Annotated in this window: 26 protein-coding genes, 1 pseudogene and 1 riboswitch; of the genes and pseudogenes, 9 read left to right on the top strand and 18 right to left on the bottom strand. The window is 35.8% G+C overall.

Annotation, left to right across the window (positions count from 1 at the left end):
• Positions 1 to 11: 11 nt before the first annotated feature.
• On the bottom strand, positions 12 to 872 hold the full coding sequence (gene dapF / locus WCV66_RS07935) for a diaminopimelate epimerase (protein ID WP_338788561.1): 861 nt from the start codon (positions 870 to 872) through the stop codon (positions 12 to 14).
• 236 nt (positions 873 to 1,108) lie between these two features.
• Here dapF and WCV66_RS26800 point away from each other — a divergent pair.
• Together WCV66_RS26800 and WCV66_RS07930 are read left to right on the top strand one after the other, a co-directional pair.
• Positions 1,109 to 1,180, top strand: a pseudogene (locus WCV66_RS26800) (hypothetical protein); the annotation flags it as partial.
• A gap of 19 nt (positions 1,181 to 1,199) precedes the next feature.
• Positions 1,200 to 1,343 (top strand): hypothetical protein, encoded by a 144-nt coding sequence (locus WCV66_RS07930; RefSeq protein WP_338788560.1) that lies wholly within the window; start codon positions 1,200 to 1,202, stop codon positions 1,341 to 1,343.
• A gap of 119 nt (positions 1,344 to 1,462) precedes the next feature.
• Here the strand turns inward: WCV66_RS07930 and WCV66_RS07925 are convergent, their stop codons facing one another.
• Positions 1,463 to 1,699, bottom strand: a complete 237-nt coding sequence (locus tag WCV66_RS07925) for a YuzB family protein (protein ID WP_338788559.1) — start codon at positions 1,697 to 1,699, stop codon at positions 1,463 to 1,465.
• Positions 1,700 to 2,046: 347 nt separating this feature from the next.
• Here WCV66_RS07925 and WCV66_RS07920 point away from each other — a divergent pair, with 347 nt between their 5' ends.
• The gene (locus WCV66_RS07920; RefSeq protein WP_338788558.1) at positions 2,047 to 3,114 is read left to right on the top strand and encodes an NAD(P)/FAD-dependent oxidoreductase; all 1,068 of its coding nucleotides are present in this window, start codon (positions 2,047 to 2,049) and stop codon (positions 3,112 to 3,114) included.
• 227 nt (positions 3,115 to 3,341) lie between these two features.
• Here WCV66_RS07920 and WCV66_RS07915 read toward each other — a convergent pair whose 3' ends face one another.
• A complete protein-coding gene (locus tag WCV66_RS07915) occupies positions 3,342 to 3,662 on the bottom strand; it encodes a YuzD family protein (RefSeq protein ID WP_338788557.1) in 321 nt (106 codons plus the stop codon).
• 203 nt (positions 3,663 to 3,865) lie between these two features.
• Here WCV66_RS07915 and WCV66_RS07910 point away from each other — a divergent pair, with 203 nt between their 5' ends.
• Complete coding sequence (locus WCV66_RS07910) at positions 3,866 to 4,102, top strand: NifU family protein (RefSeq protein WP_066330351.1); 237 nt, start codon at positions 3,866 to 3,868, stop codon at positions 4,100 to 4,102.
• 87 nt (positions 4,103 to 4,189) lie between these two features.
• On the opposite strand, the gene thrB is transcribed toward WCV66_RS07910, so the two are convergent.
• The 5 genes from thrB to yutH form a co-directional block, all read right to left on the bottom strand.
• A complete protein-coding gene (gene thrB, locus WCV66_RS07905) occupies positions 4,190 to 5,110 on the bottom strand; it encodes a homoserine kinase (RefSeq protein ID WP_338788556.1) in 921 nt (306 codons plus the stop codon).
• Positions 5,107 to 6,165 carry a threonine synthase gene (gene thrC / locus WCV66_RS07900; RefSeq protein ID WP_066330373.1) on the bottom strand — a complete coding sequence of 353 codons (1,059 nt, stop codon included), beginning with the start codon at positions 6,163 to 6,165 and terminating at the stop codon, positions 5,107 to 5,109. The genes thrB and thrC overlap by 4 nt, the downstream gene beginning before the upstream one ends.
• Complete coding sequence (locus WCV66_RS07895) at positions 6,165 to 7,463, bottom strand: homoserine dehydrogenase (protein WP_066330353.1); 1,299 nt, start codon at positions 7,461 to 7,463, stop codon at positions 6,165 to 6,167. Before WCV66_RS07895 ends, thrC begins: the two co-directional genes overlap by 1 nt.
• 234 nt (positions 7,464 to 7,697) lie before the next feature.
• Positions 7,698 to 8,672 carry a D-glycerate dehydrogenase gene (locus WCV66_RS07890; RefSeq protein WP_338788555.1) on the bottom strand — a complete coding sequence of 325 codons (975 nt, stop codon included), beginning with the start codon at positions 8,670 to 8,672 and terminating at the stop codon, positions 7,698 to 7,700.
• A gap of 148 nt (positions 8,673 to 8,820) precedes the next feature.
• Entirely contained in the window at positions 8,821 to 9,822 is a 1,002-nt protein-coding gene (gene yutH, locus WCV66_RS07885) for a spore coat putative kinase YutH (RefSeq protein WP_338788553.1), read from the bottom strand.
• A 274-nt stretch (positions 9,823 to 10,096) separates the two neighbouring features.
• On the opposite strand from yutH, the gene WCV66_RS07880 reads away from it, so the two are divergent.
• Positions 10,097 to 10,597, top strand: a complete 501-nt coding sequence (locus tag WCV66_RS07880) for a phosphatidylglycerophosphatase A (protein WP_066330356.1) — start codon at positions 10,097 to 10,099, stop codon at positions 10,595 to 10,597.
• A gap of 218 nt (positions 10,598 to 10,815) precedes the next feature.
• Here the strand turns inward: WCV66_RS07880 and WCV66_RS07875 are convergent, their stop codons facing one another.
• The 3 genes from WCV66_RS07875 to WCV66_RS07865 form a co-directional block, all read right to left on the bottom strand.
• Complete coding sequence (locus WCV66_RS07875; protein ID WP_338788552.1) at positions 10,816 to 11,592, bottom strand: TIGR01457 family HAD-type hydrolase; 777 nt, start codon at positions 11,590 to 11,592, stop codon at positions 10,816 to 10,818.
• Between the two features lie 99 nt (positions 11,593 to 11,691).
• Positions 11,692 to 12,135 (bottom strand): DUF86 domain-containing protein, encoded by a 444-nt coding sequence (locus WCV66_RS07870; RefSeq protein WP_066330358.1) that lies wholly within the window; start codon positions 12,133 to 12,135, stop codon positions 11,692 to 11,694.
• A gap of 71 nt (positions 12,136 to 12,206) precedes the next feature.
• A complete protein-coding gene (locus WCV66_RS07865) occupies positions 12,207 to 13,517 on the bottom strand; it encodes an EAL domain-containing protein (protein ID WP_338788551.1) in 1,311 nt (436 codons plus the stop codon).
• 268 nt (positions 13,518 to 13,785) lie between these two features.
• On the opposite strand from WCV66_RS07865, the gene WCV66_RS07860 reads away from it, so the two are divergent.
• Positions 13,786 to 14,052: a DUF3055 domain-containing protein gene (locus WCV66_RS07860; protein ID WP_066330360.1), complete on the top strand. Its 267-nt coding sequence runs from the start codon at positions 13,786 to 13,788 to the stop codon at positions 14,050 to 14,052.
• 41 nt (positions 14,053 to 14,093) lie between these two features.
• On the opposite strand, the gene WCV66_RS07855 is transcribed toward WCV66_RS07860, so the two are convergent.
• Positions 14,094 to 14,369, bottom strand: coding sequence for a YutD family protein (locus WCV66_RS07855; protein ID WP_066330361.1), 276 nt, complete (start codon positions 14,367 to 14,369; stop codon positions 14,094 to 14,096).
• 116 nt (positions 14,370 to 14,485) lie between these two features.
• On the opposite strand from WCV66_RS07855, the gene WCV66_RS07850 reads away from it, so the two are divergent.
• On the top strand, positions 14,486 to 15,175 hold the full coding sequence (locus WCV66_RS07850) for a YhcN/YlaJ family sporulation lipoprotein (RefSeq protein ID WP_338788550.1): 690 nt from the start codon (positions 14,486 to 14,488) through the stop codon (positions 15,173 to 15,175).
• Between the two features lie 61 nt (positions 15,176 to 15,236).
• On the opposite strand, the gene lipA is transcribed toward WCV66_RS07850, so the two are convergent.
• Positions 15,237 to 16,133, bottom strand: coding sequence for a lipoyl synthase (lipA, locus tag WCV66_RS07845; RefSeq protein WP_066330363.1), 897 nt, complete (start codon positions 16,131 to 16,133; stop codon positions 15,237 to 15,239).
• Positions 16,134 to 16,450: 317 nt separating this feature from the next.
• Here lipA and WCV66_RS07840 point away from each other — a divergent pair, with 317 nt between their 5' ends.
• Entirely contained in the window at positions 16,451 to 17,407 is a 957-nt protein-coding gene (locus WCV66_RS07840; RefSeq protein ID WP_066330374.1) for a M23 family metallopeptidase, read from the top strand.
• Positions 17,408 to 17,584: 177 nt separating this feature from the next.
• On the top strand, positions 17,585 to 19,153 hold the full coding sequence (locus WCV66_RS07835) for an IS1182 family transposase (RefSeq protein WP_338787830.1): 1,569 nt from the start codon (positions 17,585 to 17,587) through the stop codon (positions 19,151 to 19,153).
• A 109-nt stretch (positions 19,154 to 19,262) separates the two neighbouring features.
• Here WCV66_RS07835 and WCV66_RS07830 read toward each other — a convergent pair whose 3' ends face one another.
• The 5 genes from WCV66_RS07830 to WCV66_RS07810 form a co-directional block, all read right to left on the bottom strand.
• Positions 19,263 to 19,370, bottom strand: a complete 108-nt coding sequence (locus WCV66_RS07830) for a methionine/alanine import family NSS transporter small subunit (RefSeq protein WP_083964563.1) — start codon at positions 19,368 to 19,370, stop codon at positions 19,263 to 19,265.
• Positions 19,370 to 20,881 (bottom strand): sodium-dependent transporter, encoded by a 1,512-nt coding sequence (locus tag WCV66_RS07825; RefSeq protein WP_338788548.1) that lies wholly within the window; start codon positions 20,879 to 20,881, stop codon positions 19,370 to 19,372. The genes WCV66_RS07830 and WCV66_RS07825 overlap by 1 nt, the downstream gene beginning before the upstream one ends.
• A 434-nt stretch (positions 20,882 to 21,315) precedes the next feature.
• The gene (locus tag WCV66_RS07820; protein ID WP_338788547.1) at positions 21,316 to 22,866 is read right to left on the bottom strand and encodes a Na+/H+ antiporter NhaC family protein; all 1,551 of its coding nucleotides are present in this window, start codon (positions 22,864 to 22,866) and stop codon (positions 21,316 to 21,318) included.
• Positions 22,867 to 23,064: 198 nt separating this feature from the next.
• Positions 23,065 to 23,243: riboswitch (Lysine riboswitch) on the bottom strand.
• Between the two features lie 73 nt (positions 23,244 to 23,316).
• Complete coding sequence (gene yunB, locus WCV66_RS07815; RefSeq protein ID WP_066329958.1) at positions 23,317 to 24,057, bottom strand: sporulation protein YunB; 741 nt, start codon at positions 24,055 to 24,057, stop codon at positions 23,317 to 23,319.
• An 83-nt stretch (positions 24,058 to 24,140) separates the two neighbouring features.
• Positions 24,141 to 24,443, bottom strand: a complete 303-nt coding sequence (locus WCV66_RS07810) for a YunC family protein (protein ID WP_066329985.1) — start codon at positions 24,441 to 24,443, stop codon at positions 24,141 to 24,143.
• Positions 24,444 to 24,491 lie beyond the last annotated feature (48 nt).

The following is a 24,491-nucleotide window of genomic DNA, read 5'->3' as shown; positions in this document are numbered from 1 at the left end:
CAACTTAGTCTTCACTCACTCAAATAATAGGTTCCTTCACATATAACCTCTGCTGGCCCAGTCATTAAAACAGTTCCTGCCTTCGTCCATTTTATTTGTAAATCTCCTCCAGCTAGATGGACCGTAGTTTCTTCCCCATGATTTGTATAGTTGTTTAGAACAGATGAAACAACTGCAGCACAAGCACCTGTACCACAAGCTTGTGTTACGCCTGAACCTCTTTCCCATACTCTAAAATGAAGTTCTTTTTCTGATACCACTTGTACAAACTCGACATTTACACCTTCTTGAAAGCGTTCGTCCTTCTCAACAATTGGTCCTAATGTTGTTACAGGTGCCTGATTTATGTCATCTACATAAAAAATCACATGTGGATTTCCCATTGATACAGTTGTTACTTCATATATTTGTCCGTCAAATTCCATTTTTTCATTAATCGTTTTTTCATTACCATCACCAGCCATTGGAATTTGAGACTTTAATAATCGCGGTTCACCCATATCAACAGTTACTAATTTTACTTGATCGTTCTCGAGCTGTACTTTTGCTTCTACAAGACCTGATAACGTCTCAATCTTAAATTCTGTATCTAATACTAATTTATGCTCAACAGCATATTTCGCAACACATCGTAAACCATTGCCACAATTTTTACCTTCAGAGCCATCATTATTAAAAATTCTCATTTTCACTTCAGCCTTATCAGAAGGACAGATTAAAATTAATCCATCAGAGCCGATTCCAGTATAAACATTTGCTACTTGTTTAGCGATTTCAGGTAATTTCGCTTCTTCAAGCTGCTCCTCAAAAAGATTAACATATATATAATTATTACCTAGTCCGTGCATTTTTGTAAATTTAAATGAAGTCATTTTATCCTCCAAAAGATTTTGTTTTTATTAGTATAAAATGTTGGAAATATGAACACAATACAATTATCCCCCGTTTTATAGAAGTAAAAGCTTCCTGCCGTTGTAGGAGGCTTTTATTTTATTGTTTTCCCTCTTTTAATTTACACTTCAGCTAGTTCTTTTTGCTTATTTTTTGGTCTACTTTACTTATCAAACGAAAATATCACATCTTTCCAGGTATAAAGGGGTGATCACCCATGATAAAAGAACTAGATTATTTATATAATAAAACTGTTACATGCATGATCTGTCAAGAAAAGTATACAACAAAAAAGGTTTTATCTAAATATGTCAGAGCCACTCGGAATGAGAGAACAGGCAACAAAATACTTCTCACGTGTCATAGAAAATCAAAAAGAAACAATTGAAAAAGGTATTGTTGAAATGACGAAGGATCGATGGGCAGAAATGCGAGAAAAGAAATTAGGATAAAGACGAAAAGGAGCTTGTATTAAAAAGCTCCTTTTTATGATTATGAAGGAAATGGACTTTTAGCTAATCATTACCTTACATTTATATCGTTGCGAAAATACGCCAATCGGTATTGATTATTAAAACATTGGGTTTTCTTCTAAAAAAATATAAATATTTTCAACAAGCTCATTAGCATTTGTACCCGTAACAATTTCTCCGTTAACCAATACATAAAGGGAATGACTACATTTACCGCAATATCCTAAACATCCATATTCGATAATATCTAAATTGGGATCTTTTTCAAGCTGTTCTAATGCAGCTTGAGCTCCATTTGCTAAATTACTTATACAAAACTCAATAATCGGCTTCATTTTTTACACCTCTCTACTGCTCCCTATTTCCATAGGAATCGACACTTACGTCCAAACTTTATTATACTATTATATTGAGGTCAAGGCACATATCTTGGATGGGAAATTTTTTCTTGAAAAAAGATTATTTTCTTGTAAACACTAACTAAATAATCCATCTTTGTGTTTAACAGTTATGTTCTACGAGTAATTCTCACTATTTAATTAAAGCTTTTTCTGATAATGTGTTGTGATTTCAGCTTAAATTCGTTATACTTTTTATGAAATTTTGAATTATTTAACGTATTATTTCTTGATTTTTATTATATCATCAACATCAAAAACGTGGGGAAAAAGGGGTATCGTAGATGAAGAATCTAGTGATTCTTGGCGGTGGCTACGGTGGAATGCGAATTCTACTTAGATTGTTACCAAACCATTTGCCAGAAGATGTTCAAATTACACTTATAGATAAAAATCCATATCATTGTCTTAAAACCGAGTATTATGCACTTGCAGCCGGTACAATTTCTGATCATCACATTCGTGTTTCTTTTCCTGAACATCCACGTCTCCATTCAAAGTTTGGGGAAGTGACTTCTGTAAATCTTGACAAAAAAGAAGTTGTCATAAATGAAGAAGAAATTGTTCCTTATGATGACTTAATCATTGGATTAGGCTGTGAGGACAAGTATCATAATGTTCCTGGCGCAAATGAATATACTTATAGCATCCAATCGATTGATCAATCACGTGATGCGTATCAAAAATTAAACAATTTAAATGCTGATGCCACTGTAGCAATTGTTGGAGCAGGGCTTAGCGGTGTTGAGCTTGCTAGTGAATTAAGGGAAAGTCGTAAGGATTTAAATATTAAGTTATTTGACCGCGGAAAGCATATCTTAGCTAGCTTCCCTGAGCGACTAAGCAGTTACGTGGAAAGATGGTTTACTGAGCACGGAGTGGAAATCATTAATGGTGCTAATATCACAAAGGTTGAACCTAATGTTGTTTATAACCATGATCAACCCTTTGATTGTGATGTGATTGTTTGGACAGCAGGTATTCAACCTAATAAAATCGTTCGTGACCTTCCAGTTGAAAAGGATGCTCAAGGTCGTGTCGTCCTAACGACTCAGCACTATATTCCAAATTATGAGGATACATTTGTCGTAGGTGATTGTGCTAGTCTTCCACATGCCCCAAGTGCTCAACTAGCAGAAGCGCAAGCAGAACAAATTGTCCAAGTCTTACAAAAAAAATGGAATGAGGAGCCTCTTCCAGAATCATTCCCTCCATTTAAACTTAAAGGTGTTCTTGGATCTCTTGGTAAAAAACAAGGCTTTGGTTTAGTAAACGATCGACCACTAATGGGAAGAGTACCACGTTTATTAAAATCCGGGGTATTATGGATGTATAAATATCATAATGGTTAAATAGGTACAAAAGCGCAAGCGCCTTGATCAGCCCCGACAAGCATAAGATGATTTAGAATAGAAGGCGTTCTTTGCCTTCAATTCTAAATCATCTTATGACCTCGAGGGGCTAGGCGTTGGAGCTGGATGTCGAGCGCTTATCCACAGTTTAAGAATTTTATAATTTCCTTAAACGATGAACAAGCGGAAGACTCGAGGTTTGAGACTTCCGCTTATTTTATTATTGACTATTTACTCTCATACCCGTGTTGTTCCATCGTTTCATAAATCTTTTTTAACCGCGGATTTCCTTCACCAACAACCGTTCCATCAATGACAACAAGCGGATAGAAATATTCATCATTTAATACCTTCTCAGCCATTTCCTGCTTTTTAGGGTCGTTTGGAGGCTGGTGAATATCAATATAGGTAATTGTAAAGTGCTGATTCTGATACTTTCTTTTTAAAGCTGCATCAAGCCATTCATATGTTTCTTTAGCTGATGGTAAATTCACACAGCTGGGACAAAGAATCTCCGCCCCATATACACAAATCTCAACTGATTTCATTCTATCCCCACCACTATTCTTTTTCTCCATTGTATTCGACTAGATGAAAGATTTCCATCTTATCGTTAGTTAGATGTACCATTTTTAAAATTGAAATAATATGATAAAATAAGCTGTATTAAGTTTTATTATATCCAATCTTTCGATTAGATTTTTCACGACATTTCAAATATAATATAAAATAAGGAAAGGAGTCGATTTGTATGACTGAAACAGTAATGATTGAACAAGTTCAAGAAGTATTAGATAAATTGCGTCCATTCTTACTTCGTGATGGAGGAGATTGTGAATTAGTAGATGTAGAAGACGGCATTGTAAAGCTTCGCCTATTAGGTGCTTGTGGAAGCTGCCCTAGTTCAACTATCACATTAAAGGCTGGTATTGAACGTGCTTTATTAGAGGAAGTACCAGGTGTTATAGAAGTAGAACAGGTATTTTAATAAAGGAAAGGACTAGCCAAGTGGTTAGTCCTTTTCTTTTATTAGAAAAACTGGCTGATGTTTCAACCAGTTTTTTCACAATCTTTATTATACACTTTTCACCTCTTTAACCTGCTCTACTCTACAGCCTTCAAAGTCAATGTCAAGACGCTCAACATCACAGTTTGAAAACTCACTTGCCAATTTTTCAGCTAAATAGTCACCTTTTCCTTTTTCAACGAAACAAATAACCGTAGGACCTGCACCGCTAAGGGCTGAACCGTAAGCACCTAGATCACGTATCTTTTCTTGAACCGCAGCAATTTCTGGGATTAAACTACTTCTATACGGCTGATGAAAAAGATCTTTGTTCATCATTTGACCTACTAGCTTCCAATTGTTCGTAAGGATTCCAGCGACTAACATATTACTAATTGCACTTGCTTCTACTGCTGCTTTGTAGTCAAGTGCTTCTGGTAAGACGTTTCTAGCATCACTTGTAAATACTTCATATTTAGGTACAACAACAACTGTGTCTACATTTATATTCTTTACACAAACTAATTCTGTTTGATCCTCTTGATGAAGACCGACAACTAACCCACCAAAAAGGGAAGCACCAACATTATCTGGATGACCCTCTTCAAGGCTTGCTATTCTTAATTTCTCATCATTTGTTAATTGAAGGTTACAAAGCTGATTTGCAAGCTCAATTCCAGCAATAATAGCTGAGGCACTGCTGCCAATCCCCCTTGCCATCGGGATATCGCTCCATACCTTTACTTCACAAGCTGGCAATTTTTTATTATGTTTAGAAGCTGTCTTATTAGCTACCTTAGCAATTAAGTTATCCTCATTTGTAGGTAGTTCCTTAACATGCTCAGTCATTGGGATAAAAAGAAGTTGATCTGCTTTTGTCACTTCAAGTGTTAAATATTTACCGAGCGCAAGCCCAATAGAATCAAATCCCGGTCCTAAATTGGCCGTGCTACCCGGTACCGTAATTTTTAACATGTCGCCTTCTTTCATTGAACAGTAACTCCATTTAATTGCTGTAAGAAGACTTCCTCGTCATTAGGAAGAACAATTGGTTTGATTTCTGAAATATCGATCGCAGTATTTGGATCTTTTAAACCATTACCAGTTAAAACAGCAACAACCTTGCTACCTTCTTTAATAAGACCCAATTTACGATGCTTGATCAAGCCAGCTATTGATGCGCAAGAGCCAGGTTCAGCAAATACACCTTCCTCACGTGCGATTAATTGATAAGCTTCTAGGATTTCTTCATCAGTAACAGAATCAATTTTACCATTTGACTCTTCCTTCGCTTTTACAGCTGTTTCCCAGCTTGCTGGGTTTCCGATACGAATAGCTGTAGCAACTGTCTCAGGATTTTCAATTGGTTCACCACGAACGATAGCAGCTGCACCTTCAGCTTGGAAGCCATGAATTTTCGGTAAACCTGTTTGTTTCTTTTCATTATACTCTTTAAAGCCTTTCCAGTAAGCTGTGATGTTACCTGCATTTCCTACAGGAATTGCAAGATAATCTGGTGCGCTGCCGAGTTGTTCACACACCTCAAATGCAGCAGTTTTTTGGCCTTCAATTCGATATGGATTTACCGAGTTAACTAAAGTAATCGGTAATTTCTCACTTATGTTTCGAACCATTGTTAGTGCATGATCGAAATTTCCTTGGATCGCATAAATTTCTGCTCCATACATAACCGCTTGTGCAAGCTTTCCAAATGCGATTTTCCCGTCTGGAATTAAAACGATACATTTCATGTTTGCTCTTGCAGCATAAGCAGCAGCCGCTGCAGAGGTGTTACCAGTTGACGCACAAATAACTGTGTCACTACCTTCTTCTTTAGCTTTTGCCACTGCCATTACCATTCCACGATCTTTAAATGAACCAGTTGGATTTGTACCTTCTGTTTTCACATATAATTCAACTCCAAGCTTTTCAGAAAGCTTTGGTAAATGGATAAGAGGTGTATTCCCCTCTTGAAGAGTTAATTTAGGTGTTTTATCTGTTACTGGTAAAAACTCTGCAAATTCTTGGATAAGACCTTTCCACATCATATTGAACCGTTCCCTTCTACTCGATACGTACTTTTTACTTCTTCTACTACTTCTAAGTCATTTAAATGTTGTAAAATTTCTTCAAAATCGCTTTGAGCTGCTTTATGTGTAACAATCACAATTTCTGCTAGATTGCTATTTTTAATTGGGAGCTGAAGGATTTTCTCAAAACTAACTCCTCTTTCAGAGAAAAGGGATGTGATATTTGAGAATGCACCTACTTGATCCTTCGCTGTAATTCTTAAGAAATGCTGTGCGTAAATATGCTCTGGGCTTTTTAACTGCTTTTCAAATTGAGGAGCAACTGCACTTCTTCCATTAACATCAAGTCTCATGTTTTTCATAACGCCTACTAAATCAGATACAACTGATGTTGCAGTAGGAAGACTTCCCGCTCCAGGACCGTAGAACATCGTTTCACCAACTGCTTCACCATAAACATACACTGCGTTATATTCGTCATTTACAGCAGCTAATGGATGAGATTCAGGTAGTAAGGTTGGTTCAACAGCAACTTCTATTTTCCCATTTTCTCTTTGTGCTATTCCAATTAACTTCATTGTGTAGCCCAGACGCTTGCTATAACCAATATCATCATCAGTAACACTTGAGATTCCTTTTACTTTTACATCTTCTAAGTCAACATGCATTGAAAAGCCTAAGCGAGCAAGAATGGCCATTTTTCTAGCTGCATCCAAGCCTTCTACATCTGATGTCGGATCAGCTTCCGCATACCCAAGATCTTGAGCTTCCTTTAAAACTTCGTCATATGCACTTCCGAGCTTCGTCATTTTTGTTAAAATAAAGTTCGTTGTTCCATTAACAATTCCCATCATTTTTGTAATTCGATCTGAAGCTAAGCCATCTACTAGGCTACGTAAAATTGGGATTCCGCCTGCTACACTAGCCTCATAGAAAAGGTCACAGCCATTCTCTGTAGCAATCGAAAGTAGTTCTGTTCCGTACACTGCCATTAAATCTTTATTCGCTGTAACAACATGTTTTTTTGCTTTTAGCGCTTCAATTAAATGTTGACGAGTTTCTTCTACTCCGCCCATTACTTCAATAACAACATCTATATCAGGGTTTTTTATTACATCATCTACATTTGTGGTAAAGACCTCTTTTTCAATGTGGACTTGTCGTTCTTTATCCATATTTTTTACTAATACCTTTTTAACTTTAACTGGACAACCAACTTGGTGCATTAATTTATCTTGGTGATCTTCGATAATCTTAACAACACCACTTCCAACCGTTCCAAGACCTAAAAGTCCAACATGTATTGCTTCCACAAGTTCCACTCCTTTTCATGTTCATCCAGAGAGTACAACTGTACCCTCATAAAAGACACCATTAATATACTTGTCATTATAAAATGCATAGAACTGTTTTACAAGGGCGAATTTTCAGTTTTTATAATGAAAACGCTACCTTTGTTGCTGTATAAGGGTTTTATTTTTTTTGCATTTTTTAAAATTCAAACTCAATTTTGTTATGTATAAAGTTTTTCAATATATTATTTATACTTATTTTACGATGACCTCTGTTTTTGGCGAATTTCCTTTTAGGACAGATGCAATATTATCTGCACATAAATTCATCATCGTATATCTTGTTTCAAGGCTTGCGCTTCCGATATGTGGTAATGCAACAACATTATGTAATCCTACTAATGGATGGCTCGATTCGATCGGCTCTTGCAAAAATACATCAAGACCAGCACCAGCAATTTGATTATTGATTAGTGCTTCATAAAGGTCAACTTCATTCACAACGGCACCTCGGCTTGCATTGACAAAAATACTAGAGTTTTTCATTTTTATAAATGCATCCTTGTTAAAAAGCTCACGTGTTTCATCGGTTAAAGGTGCTAAACAAACGACAAAGTCAGCATTTGATATCAATTCATCAAACGTAGAATAGATGGCACCAAGCTTAGTCTCTGCCTCCTCATTTCTTGTTCGGTTATGATAGAGAATCTTCATGTCAAAGCCTGTTGCTCGTTTTGCAACTGCTTGTCCAATTTTCCCCATGCCAACAATACCAATTGTCTTATGGTGGACATCAACCCCGGCTAAAAGTAATGGTCCCCAGCTTTTCCATTGATTCTCTTTCACATAATCTGCTGCTTCTAGTAATCGGCGTGCTGTTGCAAGAATTAAACCAAATGTTAGATCCGCAGTAGTATCTGTTAATACATCTGGAGTATTACAGACAACAATTCCTGAATCATTCGCATAATGAACATCAATGTTATCATATCCAACTGCTAGATTTGCTACGACTTTTAACTGCCCAGCTACATCTAATAATTGTTTATCAATTGAATCTGAGAGCATTGTTAATAGTGCATCAGCTTTTTTTGCTTTCTCAAGTAATAAATCTCTTGGACAAGGTGTTTCCTCTTCTGGCCACATTTCTACATCTGCTATTTCATAAAGTGGTTGAAGCTGTTGTTCTGAACATTTTCTTGTCACAAAAATATAAGGTCTTGTAGTCAATATGATCACCTCAGAAAGTTATAGTTGGTACCCTTATTTTACCACAAGCCCTACTAAATGTACTTTTTATTAATATAAATAGAATGACTGACCCGAATTTCAAAGAAATTGAATCAGCCACCTTAATTTCCATATATGCTTTTGCTCCTTACGATGACATCCATTCAACAGTTGGTACAACAATTCTTTTTGTTTTAATAGACAACATACTCGAATACCCTCGCAAGAATGATTCATACTGACTTGAATTTTTCAATATTTCATTCATTTCCCCTTCAAAAAATGGTTTATCTTCTTCTTGTGACAAATAATAATTTTCTACACACTCAAAATAATGAATAGGGAATAATAATCTACTATAAATAAGTCTCCATGAGAATGCTGAAAGTGGTGTTGTACGATCATAATCTTCTAAAAAACTGAAACCATTTATTTTTAATTCCTCATGATTTTCAAAGAAAAGATGTCTCATATATTCTGCAATGTCCCTACTACCATGATCAAAAACCCATTCAGTTGGTAATTTAACACACATTGTTGGATTCCATGTTGTAGAGTTGAAACGATGGTGACAAATAGTTCCTGAGTCAATCGGTTGTGGCTCTTCATCTAGTTCTGTATCTACTAAATATTGAATTGCGTTTTCTGCTAATCCTAAATAATAGGGAAAAGACTCTACAAACATTTTTTCAAACTGATTTAGCGGTTGATTATGCACCCTCCCCATCCAAAATGACTCTAATTGATCTAAGCGCTTTTCCCAAAGAAATTTCCATTGACCAATTCGCTGTGTTTTTGACACTTGATAGGGATAAGATCTCGCCTTTTGATGAAAACGAGCTAATTCTCTACCAATTTGATTAAACCTCCCTTGTGTATAGGATGAACATTTGATTATTGCATATTTTGCTTCATCCTTCTCAAAAAACATATGGTTTTTTTTCGTTAAAACAAAGCTTGAAATATAAGGCTCCCTTTTTTCTAACATAAATTGACTTAATTGATATAACTCGTATAGTTCTTCTTCATCTATATGTGAGACAGGTATTAGTAGGAAATGGGTTTGGTGCAGATAAAAAGAGTCATAGTTGCCCAGCTTTGTCATCTCTTGAACTTTTATTCCATACTCTTCGAAAATTGTTTTCTTCATCTTAATCCCTCCTGCACAAATATCCTTATTCTATCGTAATCCATTTTTCTTAAGTTTATGATCAATTAAAGCAGGGAGTACAGATGTTTTGTAGAAGAATATAAGGATAGTCGTTTATTCTTATTAAATTTGTTTAGACTGTTAACAGAGTATTGATTTTTCCCCCTCTAGTTAAAGAATTGTATGAGTGTCAGACTTATTACTGGAATATTTGGTATATATGCGTCATAAACTAAATAAATGCTCAAAACATAAAGAATTGGGTGATGGTTAAATGAAAAGTGAAGAAAAGATGGATCTCGTTGAAAAAACAGCAAGGGAATGGATGGTTAAACGCGGAGTAAAACTTGAAGATATTGCTGATTTAGTATACTTTTTACAGGAAAAGTATCACCCTGATTTAACAATGAAAGAATGCTTAGAAAATGTTGACCGCGTTCTTACGAAAAGAGAGGTCCAAAATGCTGTTCTTACAGGTATCCAATTTGATGTGTTAGCTGAAAAAGGCCAATTGGAGGAGCCATTACAGAATATCATTGAGACTGATGAAAGCTTATATGGAGTAGATGAAATTCTAGCATTTTCAATTGTCAACATCTATGGTTCAATCGGCTTCACAAATTATGGATACATTGACAAGCTTAAACCTGGTATTCTGCAATACTTAAATGATAAATCATCAGGAAAATGCCATACATTTTTAGACGATATCGTAGGAGCGATTGCAGCAGCTGCCTCAAGCAGACTAGCACACCGAGCTCGTGATGTTGAATAAGAACAAAAGCTCAGGGCGCCTTGAACAGCCCCGACAAGCATAAGACGCTAATGAATAGAAGGTGTTTTTTACCTTCTTCAATTCATTAGTGGCTGTAGACCCAAGAGGGGCTAGGCGCTGGAGCTGGATGTCAAAGTGTTATCCTCAGTACAAGAATTTTATAGTTTTTCAAACGAGAACAAAAGCAATTGGTGCACTTACCACCAATTGCTTTATTTTTAATTTTGAATTCCCCGCACATAATCTGTTAATGAATCCACTGTATATGTCGGCTGGATTGAATAGTCCTTTAACTGGATTTTAGATGTCACACCTGTATGCACAAGCAACGTATCTAAACCACAATTGATACCAGCCTTTATATCAGTATCATAATTATCTCCGACCATTAATGTGTCACTTTTATCTATTCCTAACACTTGTAATGCCTGTTCAACGATGATTGCTTCTGGTTTCCCAATAAAAATTGGCTGAGTATTTGTTGAGACTGAAACAACAGACGTAAGCGCACCATTCCCAGGTAAGAGACCTCGCTCAGTAGGAAGTGCAATATCTGCATTTGTAGAAACAAATGTAGCACCGTTTCTTACTGCAATACAGGCCATTGCCAGCTTTTCATACGTGATTTCTCGGTCAATCCCGGTTACAACAAAATCAGGGTCTTGATCTACAAGCATTAAGCCTCTATTCTCCAATGCTTGTTTTAGCCCTACTTCACCAATAGCATATATGCTAGCTCCCCGCTTTTTCTCCCATATAAAGTTAGCAGTAGCTTGGCTAGTAGTAAAAACATGTTCTTTTGTTGCATGAATATTAAATTGTGTTAGCTTCTTCGCTACTTGTTCCGGTGTTTGTGAGGAATTATTTGTAACGAATAAGTAAGGGATTTGATTTTTTACTAAATAAGCAACAAACTCGCTTGCTGCCTCAATTTGTTCTGTTCCTCTATACATCGTACCGTCTAAATCAATTAAATACCCTTTATACTGCTTCACTTGAATCACTTCTTTCCTGTTATTTCCAATCTGAAAGAGGATGACTATTTTAGAGTCACCCTTTTGTGCATGTTCTTTTTCATGCAATATTTCAATTATTTAGACTGGTTTAAAAGCTGTGACTGGTCCGAGTTCGTTTTTTATGTAATTCCGTACATTGGTTGGAAACCCATTTAGATTATTCTCATTAGTTACAAACGTAAGTACTAACTTTTCATGGTCAACATCTAAATAATCTTGTACTAACACTTTTCTAAGGTGAATTACTTCTTTAAGACCAACTGCTTCATCATTGTTTATTACCTTTTCATCCAGTAGGATATCAATAATATCTTCATAACTTCCTGGATCTCTCATAATAAAGCCATCGATTATAGCATTCCCAACATCAAGAATAGTTTCAATGCTCATATGACAGATTCTTTCAAGAGCCGCTTTCTCAATAGCGCTAGTCCATTCATCTGCTTGACTTATAAAAAGATCTAATTGATTTTCTAGAAAATTTAATTTGGCTTCAATTTGTTCTCGATCAACAAAATACATTTGTTTTCACCATCCATTATCCTATTCTTAACTGGCATATCGGATTCGACTGACCGTTAAGATTCAATAAGTTATAAGAACGCAACTCGTTCTTTCTCTAACGTCCCAGGTTTTGCATAAAAGTATCCTTGCGCTAGGTCGACTCGATTTCTTACTAGAACGTCTGCTTCTTCTTTTTTTTCTATTCCCTCTGCAACTACGAGTGAACCTGTTTCTTTCGCAATCAAAATTAATCCTTTTAGCATGGATTCCTTTACTTTGTTTGTATCAATGTCTTGTATGACAGACCGATCAATTTTGATAATATCTGGTAGTAGTTCACTTATAGTATGAAGACTTGAATAACCAGCACCTGTATCATCTAGAGCAATCCGAAATCCTTTTTGTCGCAATTGTTTAATGTTATCATGAAAAAACGTTAACCCCTCTATCGAATCCCGCTCTGTTACTTCAAAAATAATTTTATTAGGTTTAATCTCTGGATAGTTCGTTAAAAGCTTATTAAGTGCAGGGATAAAACGTTTGTTCCCTAATGTAAGTGGCGTGAAATTAATAAAAACATCATCTAAACAGCGAACTCGGTTAATCAACTTGAATGCTTTTTCTAACACTAATAACTCTAAATCGTAGTTTAAGTTTGATTGTCTTGCCAGGGAAAATAATTGCAGGGGGTTCTCAAGTACAGTTCCTTTTGGTCCCCTTGTTAAAACTTCCCACGCTTTAATTTTATTTGTAGACAAATCTATAATTGGTTGTGCTAATAATGTAATTTCACGCTTTTGAATGATATCCCGCATCTCGATTAATGTTTCGATATACCGAGATTGGATCCGCTTTTCTGCCATTGCCACTGCTTGTTGTTGTGCTGTATAAAGAGCATCCTGTGTCGTGTAATGCAGCCTCTCTATAAACATATATCCAATATCAAATGTATGATTAAAATACGGGTATTTTGTATAAATCCATTTTTCTAACTTTGGGGTTAATGTCCTTAACATATTCTCAATCTGCATGACATTTTGTTTTTCGTCATTTATTTTAAGAAAAATTGTCAATCCATCGCTATAATAATCATGAACAACAAGTAAATCATTACTATAAATTGAGTCCTCAAAAATATGTTTAAACCCTATTCTAAGTTCCTCTTTATACTCGTTTAGTTGATTAAGTTCAAGTTGTTGGGATAACTCTCGAAGATTTGAGGTAGAGATAACGACTACCGCGACCTGCTGACCATTTGACAGTGCACGATAGACTCCTTCTAATACAGGGTCTCTGAGTACAAATTTTGGTGGGTAATAACGTAATTTGTGATGTGGTAAAAAAAGTTTATTCCACTTTTTAATTCTTCTGAATTGCATATTCCAAAAGCCACTGTTCATGAATACTCAACCCTTCTGGTAGACACCGTTTACGTAATCATATTTTAACACAATTATGGAAATTTCGACTAATTTCATGGAAAATTTATTTTGAACTCTGGTTTCCTTTTATTTTTATTTTTATTTAAAAAAATACATTCAATTTGTTATGATGTACTTATCTTTTAATTGAAAGTTGTACATGATTCTTGGAAGTAAGTCTGAAGAATCTCTCAATGTATGTTTTATGTGCCAAAACGAAATGATCAACTTAAAAGGAGAGATACTCATGTCTGAACGCTTTTTTTTATACGATGATACAGTAGATACGAAAACGAGATTTGTGAGTTTTATGGGAGAAAATCAACGATTTGACCTAGCAATTATTCAAAGTGATCGATACTATGGCAAACAGATTGTTCTCGATATCCAAAGTAATCGATTCGCAATAATTGGCGAGGATGATCTAAAAGAACCAGGATATTTAGAATTTGCCTATAAGCTAGGTGAAGAGGATGCTGAGGAATTACGTGACTTTTTATATCAACTTGTTTAATTTGTCATTTCCCCTCAAGGAAAACGTGGCTTAGCCACGTTTTATTTTTTTAACTTTTTCAATACAAAATAAGCACAACCAAAATTGCAATACTCAAAAATATATTCATCCAGTGTGCTTATCTTGGTGTCATAGGATGCCTTTTGGTTTTGATCATCAAAGAAGCCACGCAACCTTAGCTGATTATATCCCCAATCCCCAACAATAAAGTCATATTTATTTAAGATATCACTGTATCTTTCTTTAAATGCATCTTCATTAAAACCACTTTTTTCTTCTTTTACTAATTCAAAACATTGGTTCTGAACACAAATCATTATAATTCACCTCATCATATTCCTTATTCTTATCATAATCTAATCATACCCAACCATCAATTACTAAGAAAGTTTCTATTATCTTTGGTCATCCTAATGTTGAGGAGGTGCTAATAGTGATAAAAACGAAATTAGCGATTAGTGTTGTTGGTTTATCTCTATTAACTGCTTGTCAGTATGGCGCTGAAGAGGATGCTCAATTTTTACATGAAAGTGGTAATACAATAAATGTACAGGATCGAACCGACCTTTACAATGAGGAAGGTCATACAAATTTAAATAATAGCAAATCAGCCAACTTTGGATATGTACGTCATCAAAAAAGTGGCATTGCACAGGATGTAAAGTTTAACCGAACTCCAGGCTTAGATAGAGAGCAAGCTGCAAACACGATTAGCAGCTTAATTGTCCAGTTACCAAATGTAGAAGATGTTGCGACACTAGTCACCGATGAAGAAGTATTGGTTGCCTATGAGACAGATTCTGATAATCGCTTTGAAACAGCGGACCAAGTTAAGAAAACCGCTTCATCTGCAGTCCCAAGGTATTACCACGTCTATGTATCAGATGAAGTGAATATGATTCAACAAATTGAAGCATTTAGTCCTTTGGATTCCAATAGTCGCGATATTGACCAAATTATAAACAAGACAATAAAAGAAATGTTAAAATCACCGCAAGGGCGTGCCTTAAATAAGGGTGAAAATGAAAATGGAGAAGGCTACGGTGAAATGAATGAAGAACTAGATGATGATATGAAGGATAACTATGAAAAGACAAGATTTAATAAGAAGACAAAAGAATAACTACAAAAAAGGAAGAGTGAATACCTCTTCCTTTTTTTGTAAAATGTAGTCTGAATACTGTTTATGCTTGTGCTTGTTTTTGCTTTGCAGCAGCATTAACTTGCTCGTCTGCATGGTAAGATGAACGTACAAGAGGACCTGCTTCGCAATGGCTGAAGCCCTTACTTATAGCAATTTCACGTAGTTCTGCAAATTCGTCTGGATGATAATATTTTTGTACCTTTAAGTGTTTTTTGGTTGGCTGTAGATATTGACCAATTGTCATAATGTCAACATTATTTGCTCTTAAATCATCCATTGTCTCAATGATCTGTTCCTTCGTCTCGCCTAATCCAATCATTAAGCTAGATTTGGTAGGAATGTCTGGTTGCATTTCTTTTGCACGTTTTAGGAACTCTAATGATCTGTCATATTTAGCACGTGCACGTACTCTTGGAGTAAGCTCACGAACAGTTTCTATATTATGATTTAAAATATCAGGCTTTGCGTCCATTAAGGTTTTAAGGTTTTCATAAACCCCACCCATATCTGAAGGTAGAACCTCAATGGAAGTAAATGGGCTTTTACGGCGAATGGCACGGACAGTTTCAGCAAATACTTTTGCACCACCATCCTTTAAATCATCACGAGCAACTGCGGTAACAACTGCGTGCTTTAGATTCATTAACGCAACAGAGTCTGCAACACGTTCTGGTTCTGCTAAATCAAGTTCTGTTGGAAGCCCTGTTTTAACAGCACAGAAACGGCATGCACGGGTGCAAGTATCACCTAGGATCATAAATGTTGCTGTTCTACGAACTGCCCAACATTCATGTATGTTTGGACATTTTGCTTCCTCACAAACGGTATGAAGATTTTTTTCTCTCATAAGTTTCTTTAAATCAGTATAATTTTCATTTGTATTTAATTTTATTTTTAACCATTCTGGCTTACGTAAATATTCTTCCTTTTTCGCCATCAGATTCATCTCCAGTTATGTAATCTAAATATAATTTTTACGTTTTCTCATTAAGTTTTTTATATCCGTATCCACTTTAACATATGACACCCGAGCGGACAAGGGAAAGGGCCTTTTGCAATTTCTAACATTTTCTATTAATGAAAAACCAATTGAAAACCAAACTATTAAGAGAAACTTCCCTTTTGGCAGGTCTATCCCTTTTAAGACAGTAAGCGGAATAGAACAGGTAAAACTGCCAGATAATGCGGAATACATGAAATGGCTGAAAGGAGCTCATTACTGTGCGCAAAGTTCTATGTTCCATTATTATCTTTATGGTGATTAGTTTTTCAGCTCAATCTTTAGCTTTTGGTGCTGAAACTGATCAAAATCAAGAATACCAAAAGCTAATGAGCTTATATAAAAAGACAGAAACTGTAACAAATATACCTTGGTATGTATTAGCGTCCATTGATCAATATGAGAGAAATGTTCGCCATTCCCGCAATGATATCCCCAAAGCCGAGGGATTAATTGAGATATATTTCAAGCCAGAGGTTTGGAGTGGTCCTCTTAATCCTAACAAAGAAGATCAAAACCCTATAACTATCGGGTTGTTTGAAGGAATTGGTGAAGACGGTAATGGCGATAAACGTGCTGATCCTAAAAATGACGAAGATATCCTTTATTCATTTGCACATTTTCTACAATCATATGGGACGGATATTGAAAACCTAAAAATTGGCTTATGGGATTATTATCAACGTGATAAGGCAGTAGGACTTATTTTAGGTCATATGAAATTGTATAAAAAGTATGGCCGATTAGATTTAGATAAACACGCATTTCCTGTCCCTCTTAACCATAATTATAGCTACAATAACACTTGGGGTGATGCTCGAGGTTGGGGGGGGCGACGTATTCATGAAGGAACAGACATATTTGCTAATTACGGGGTTCCTGTGCGGGCTACATGTTTTGGCGTTATTGAAATGAAGGGCTGGAACCGATATGGCGGCTGGAGAGTTGGGATTAGAGATATTGATAATACGTATCACTATTTCGCTCATTTAAATGGTTTCGCTGACGGTCTTCAAACTGGACAGATTGTTGAACCAGGACAACTAATCGGTTCAGTCGGAAGCTCAGGCTACGGACCTCCAGGTACTGCAGGGAAATTCCCTCCACACCTACATTACGGTCTTTATAAGGATAATGGGAGAACCGAGTGGTCATTTGACCCTTATCCACATTTAAAAGCATGGGAGCGTGCTGAGAGAAATAAGAGATAATTTTCACCAAAAAAATAATGAGGCTGGGACAAAACCCACCTCTTAGATGAAAAAGCCGGTGAAATTTTACGACGAGTAAAATTTCACCGGCTTTGATTATTTTTTGAATAAAAAATAAGGACCACTTCTGATAAAATAAAGTTACCACACAAAATTTCATCCGAAAGAAGGGTCCTTATGTTTAAAAATTATACCATGAATCAATTAGTTTTGCCTTTAGATTTAGAAGTAAAATTACAAAATAATGATATCGCCTTCCATGTCCATCATTTAGTTGAAAGTATCCCTCATGAAGCGTTCGAACCATTTCTTCGAAATGAGGGTTGTCCTGCCTATCATCCACGCATGATGCTTAAAATTATCTTATGTGCCTACACACAATCTGTCTTTTCAGGGCGCAAAATTGAAGCTTTATTAAATGATAGTATCCGTATGATGTGGTTAGCTCAAGGGTATGAACCAAGCTACCGTACAATCAACCGATTCCGTGTGCAACCTGAAGTGAAAGAAATAATTCGCCAATGTTTCGTCCAATTCCGTTGCCGATTAATCGAAGAAAAACTTATCGATCAAGAAGCGATTTTTATTGATGGTACAAAGATTGAAGCGAATGCGAATAAATTTACGTTTGTCTGGAAGAAATCAATTGAGAAATATCATCAAAGTTTAATTGAAAAGTCAAACCAGCTATACAATGAGCTACTTGAGAACGAAATCATACCTGAAATTGAGCGTGAAAGCGATGAGCAGTTATCATTAGAAGAGCTCACTCAATTGGTTCAAAAAGTGGACAATGTCGTAACCGCGTATGATAAACAAATTGAAGTATCATCAGACGTGACAGAACGAAAAGCCTTAAGAAATGAACGCAAATACCCGAAACAAGTCCGTAAACAGTTGATTGATTTTGTCTTACGAAAACAGAAATACCAACAAGACTTTGAAATCTTTGGCACGCGGAATAGCTATTCTAAAACAGATCCGGATGCAACATTTATGCGAATGAAAGATGATCATATGCAAAATGGACAATTGAAAGCTGGTTACAATGTACAAATCGCAACGGAAGGTCAATACTCGCTTGCCTATAGTTTATTTTCTAACCCAACAGATACGCGTACGTTAATTCCATTTCTAGATGAGATCGAGCAGCATTATTTCGAGTTACCGAAACATCTTGTCGCAGATGCAGGTTATGGTAGTGAACAAAACTTTAATGATATCCTTTCGAACAGAAAACGAGAAGCACTTATTACCTATAACATGTATTTGAAGGAACAAAAGAAAAAGTACAAACAAAACAAATTTAATCCCGACAACTGGCAGTATGATGAAGAAACAGATACATATACATGCCCTAATCAGAAACGTCTTGAATTTCAATATCATTCTGTCCGTAATGACCGTACAGGTTTCCAACGGAATTTCAAAATCTACGAGTGCGAAGACTGTTCGGGATGCCCCTTCCGTTCATCATGTACAAAAGCAAAAGAAGGCAATAATCGAAAACTAATGGTGAATGAAAAATGGGAACAGCAAAAAGAATATGTAAGAGTGAAGCTTTCAGAAGAGGAAACGAGTGCCATCTATCGAAAACGCAAAATCGATGTGGAACCAGTTTTTGGATTCTTGAAGGCTAATTTGCGTTTCACTCGATTTTCTGTCCGAGGAAAATCGAGGGTAGAAAACGAAATGGGCCTTGCGTTAATGGCAGTGAATTTAAGAAAATTCACTGCCAGAAACTAAGGTAATAGAGGAATTTATACACAAAAATAGAGAAAGGTGAATTTGAGTACCCTCAAATTCACCTTTCTCATATCTGAAGCTAGTTATGTCCCAGCCTCATTATTTGCAATTATTTACTTTGCTTTGCCTTTACGACTGCATTTGTAATACTTGCAGCTAAGCCTCCCCAAACAACCACAATACCGATTACCATCATTGTAATAGCAGATGCACTCATTATCGAGAAACCTCCTTATTTGACGAAGCTAATGATTCTTCCTTCTTTTTACGCCCGATTGAGAATAGTACACCTACAAAGATTGCACCTAATGCAACTGTCCATCCCCAATTGAATAAGAATTCACGTGGATACTCACCGTATTCACTTGTTAAATTTGTTCTTAAATTATCGAACATCATATAACCTAAAACGATTGGTGTAATAACACTTAAACAAATTCTCCACCAAGTTCCAATTTGAATATCAGATAAATCATTTGCATGTTTTTGAATGTTTTTCAATTCCTTAGCAAACCAAGCAATAGCTAACACTTCAATTAAGCCAGCTAATGTTACACCGAATGTGTTGATAAAGTAATCAACTGAATCAAGGAAGTATAGTCCGCCTCTAGTTGCAAATAATAATGAAGCAATAGCTGCTAAACCGCCACCGATTGCAACAGCTTTTGTACGAGAAATGTTAAATTTCTCCTGAATACCAGCAACATATGTTTCAATAATTGATATTAATGATGTTAAACCAGCTAATATTAATGAACCGAAGAATAAAAATCCAAATAAACCGTTAAAAGCTGGAAATTCATTAATAATCTGCGGGAATACAACAAATGCTAAGCCAACGCCAGAAGAAACTACTTCTGCTACAGGCACACCTTGTTGTGCTGCCATGAATCCTAAGGCACTAAATACTCCGATCCCTGCAAGAACTTCAAATGCTGAGTTACCGAAACCTGTGATAAATGCATTATTTGTAATATCAGATTTTTTCGGTAGATAACTTGAATAAGTAATCATAATCGCAAATGCAATTGATAAACTGAAGAAAATTTGACCGTAAGCTGCAACCCAAACTTTACCGTCTAGGATTTTACTCCAATCAGGTTTAAAGAATGCCTCTAAGCCTTGTGCTGCACCATCAAGTGTAAGTGCACGAATAACAATGATTGTAAACATAATCACTAATACTGGAATGAAAACTTTATTTACAGCTTCAATTCCTCTTTTAACTCCCGCAAATAGTACACCCAAAGTAACTACCCAAACAAGAATTAATGGAATTAATACGCCTGGTACTAATCCACCGAAATCACCAGGAGTTTCAGCTAATTTTAAATATTCACCAAAAAGGAATCCTTCTGTATCACTACCCCAGTTTTGATTGAATGAAAAAATAGAATAGGATGATGCCCAAGCTATGATAACAGGGTAATAACAAGAAATAACAAATGATATAGCTAATTGCCACCAACCAAGCCATTCTTTCCCTTTGCTTATTTTTGCAAATGTCAACGGAGCAGAACTGCGATATTTATGTCCTAATGTAAACTCCATAACTAGTAATGGGATACCAGCAGTTAATAAAGCAAATAAATATGGTAGGAAGAACGCTCCTCCTCCATTTTCATAGGCTGTTGCTGGGAAACGCCAAATATTACCTAAACCAACTGCAGAACCAACGGCTGCTAGAATAAAGCCTGCCCTTGTCCCCCACTGTGGACGATTTTCCATCTATATTTCCCCCTTTTCAAATAGCACCTTTAATGTGGAAACAATTTGAAATTATATAATTTTCTGATTATTTACTATAATCTATACATAGTATAAATGGACTTTATTCCTATGTCTATAAAAAATTTTCAAAAAAATCATTTTAATATAATATTTTCAGAACCTTCCAATTCTTATAAACAAAATATGGATATATCATATTTAAATAATATTTTTAGTATCAATTTTAACTTTTTCTTTTGTTTATTACCTTATTAAAGCAACTACTTATTAGGACTAACTGAATAATATTTTTCACTTTTTGAAATTCCATATTAAATAGTAATATTAATATATCTTCCCTCAGCATACAAAACTATTATTTAATAGTATATATATTGGAATTTTTTAGAAAAAAAGAGATATAGGCTTGAGCCTATACCCTTTTCATTTGTTTATGCAGTTTTCGTTCTTTTGGAAAAAAAGAAAATAAAACCGATTAACAACAGAATCACAACAGCCAAACCTGCTATACCATTCCCTGTTACACCTAAAACAAGGTAGCCAATTGTGGCAAAACCACCACCAATTAAAGCATATGGCAGCTGTGTCATGACATGGTCAATATGATGACTTCCTGCTCCTGTTGATGAAAGAATTGTGGTATCAGAAATTGGTGAGCAATGATCCCCTAACACTGATCCTGCAAGTACAGCAGCCATTGCTGGTAATAACATATTAATATCTGTTGCAGCTGTGATTTCGGCTGCAATTGGTAGCATGATGCCAAATGTACCCCAAGATGTACCAGTAGCAAATGCCATAAATCCACCTAAAAGGAAAAGAATAACCGGCAGGTAAGCGACATTCATATTCGATTTCTCGACTAAACTAGCTAAGTATTCCCCTGTTTCTAATTGACCAATTAAATCTACAATTACCCAAGCAAACATAAGAATATAAATAGCAGGTAGCATTGATTTTATGCCTTCTTTTACAGCTATCGGAAAATAGCTGGCCTTAATGCCCCTAATAAAAAATAATAAAATTGTTACAGCTAGACCAAATAGTCCCCCATATAAAAGCGAAGCAGATACATCTGTGTTTTCAAAAATAGTAAAGATCGTTGCGCCTGTTTTGTCTTCAATCGTTGTGTAGCCGGTAATAAGCATAGATGCAACTGTACCCACAATTAAAGCAAGAATTGGCCATACAAGATTCCCGATCGTACCTTTGTCACTTGTTGGTAGATCCTCTTTTACATCACCTAGAGATTCTTTAGCTGGATCAACAACTTGTCCAGTTTGAATCGCACGCTCTTCATGTACCTTCATGCTTCCTAAATTTATATTAAAATAGGCAACAGCAAAGACGAGAACCAATGCAGCAAAAACGTAATAATTCATTGGAATCATTGTCATGAACGCACCTAAAGGAGTAAATTCAGTGACACCATGTGTCGCAAAAATTGTAGCAAGCATGGCAATAATATAAGCTCCCCAACTTGAGATTGGTGAAATAACGCATACTGGTGCAGAGGTGGAATCAATGATATATGCTAGCTTTGCACGAGAAACCTTTTGGCGATCAGTAATCGGACGACTCACTTGACCAACCGCAAGAGCATTAAAATAATCATCGATAAAGATTAACATCCCTAATAATGCTGCGGTAAATTGAGCACCAGCACGTGTTTTCACACGCTTTTCTGCCCATTCACCAAAGGCTCTGCTTCCACCTGAAATAGAAATTAGAGCTGTGACGACACCTAAAATAAGTAAGAAAAATAAGATGTACACATTCCAAGTATTAAGCTCACCATCTGAAATGAAAATAGCCTTAACCGCTTCAAAAATAGTAACTCCAGTCTTAACGATTGAGAAATTTGTGATTAATAATGCTGCTGAAAGAATTCCTACTCCGAGGGAAAGTAATACTCTTCTCGTTAATATAACCATTAAGATGGCTAAAAGAGGAGGAATAATTGAATAAATAGTGCCTGACATGTTGTGTTAAGCCTCCCTAGATTATTAATAGTTTGGAAGGTTCTATTGACGATGCAAGGATAAAATTAACTATTAGTAAATAACTAATTTTCAACGTCCTTTCTGTGTATTTTGTAAAAAAAATGCACACAAAAAGAGCAATGATAGAAAATAACTATCATTACTCTTTCTAGGAATAATGTTATGTTATCCTCCATCCCGATCAGTAGCCCTCCATTATAGAAAACTCTATAATGACAGTATTACCCTTGTTCAAAGTAATACCAACAAATGAATCATGACTTATTCATTTACTTCGGCGAAAAGCCCTTTCCAATATGGTCATTGGTGTCATTCTCACATATTGTACTAATGTTTTTCGCTCCTCTACCTCATCTTGAGATAAGGTGGTTAGGTCAATATTTGATTTTCAACATTTTATAGTTTAACAAAGTATAGACTAAGTAGCAACTATGGTTTTTTTGGTAATTCTATTGAGTGATCAGCATCTTCACTGCCACTTCCATTATAATATTGTGGAACGTCTCCTTGTTCAGTCTGGATAATAACTGGAATTGTATTTTCTGCTTTTACCACCTCTGTAGCAAATGGAATAACAACCTGTACACTCACTTCAACATAAATTACGATTTCATGTTTTGCATTATTAATCCCATATTCCTCTGTCGTACTTTTAATATCTGTAAAAACATCACCTATTAAATAATATTCTATTGGAATACCGGGACCAAGTGTACTTAAAATTGCATTATCTGTTATTTTACCTAATGGTATCTCATAAATAATCCCAGTATCTCTTGCTTGTTCAGGGGTTATATCATGGAAATTATTTCTTTCAATCTCACCAAGCTTCTTAGTTACATTGTCAGTTACCCTTTTTTTGGCTGCAGTTACTGCTCTTTGATTAAAGCTAAAGGAATTGATGTTCCCCTCATTATCCTTATCAATAATCACTAAATCCTGTTGTTCCTCTTTAGTAAGGATCTCCTCTTCAACTGCGTCATGAATAATTGTTGTTGCTACTTTATTTGCCTCTAACCTTGCGATTTTCATCATTGTTGACTCAATCTGAACATTAACTATCCAAAAACTTGTTGCTGTTAAAATTATAAAAATAACCAAAGTTAGTAATAACACATAGCGAAAAGGCAAAGGCCCTCTACGCGGACGACGACCGCGGAACTTAGCCAAAAAAATCCCTCCTTTACAAGCTATGTTTATGCATGTAAAGAGGGATGTAAGCATCATTTTTTATCATTTTTACATTCTAAGATTCATGCCATCTTCAGTAAGGCATCTTTTCCTTTTGTGCCAACAACAATCCCAAGCTTCTCAGCCTCATATGTGACAGATTCTAATGGCGCCTCAAGTAATTGGTCAATTGTTCTAACACCGACTGCTCTACCTGCAATAATACCTCTATCTTTTAACTTTTCGTTTAATAAAGCGACATCTAAAGCACCACACATAATATACCCTTTGTCGTTGGTGACTGCCATAAAGTTCGTTTTAGGTAAAGCAACTGTGATTGCTGTAAATTGTATTCCTTCAATGACAATTGGAGTCATGGTAACCATCACTATCTACACTCCCTTCTTACTATATCTTTATGAGCAAGTAAAGGA

This window comes from Metabacillus rhizosphaerae, from assembly GCF_037201795.1.
Lineage (GTDB): Bacteria > Bacillota > Bacilli > Bacillales > Bacillaceae > Metabacillus > Metabacillus rhizosphaerae.
This window is presented reverse-complemented; position numbering and strand designations above follow the sequence as displayed.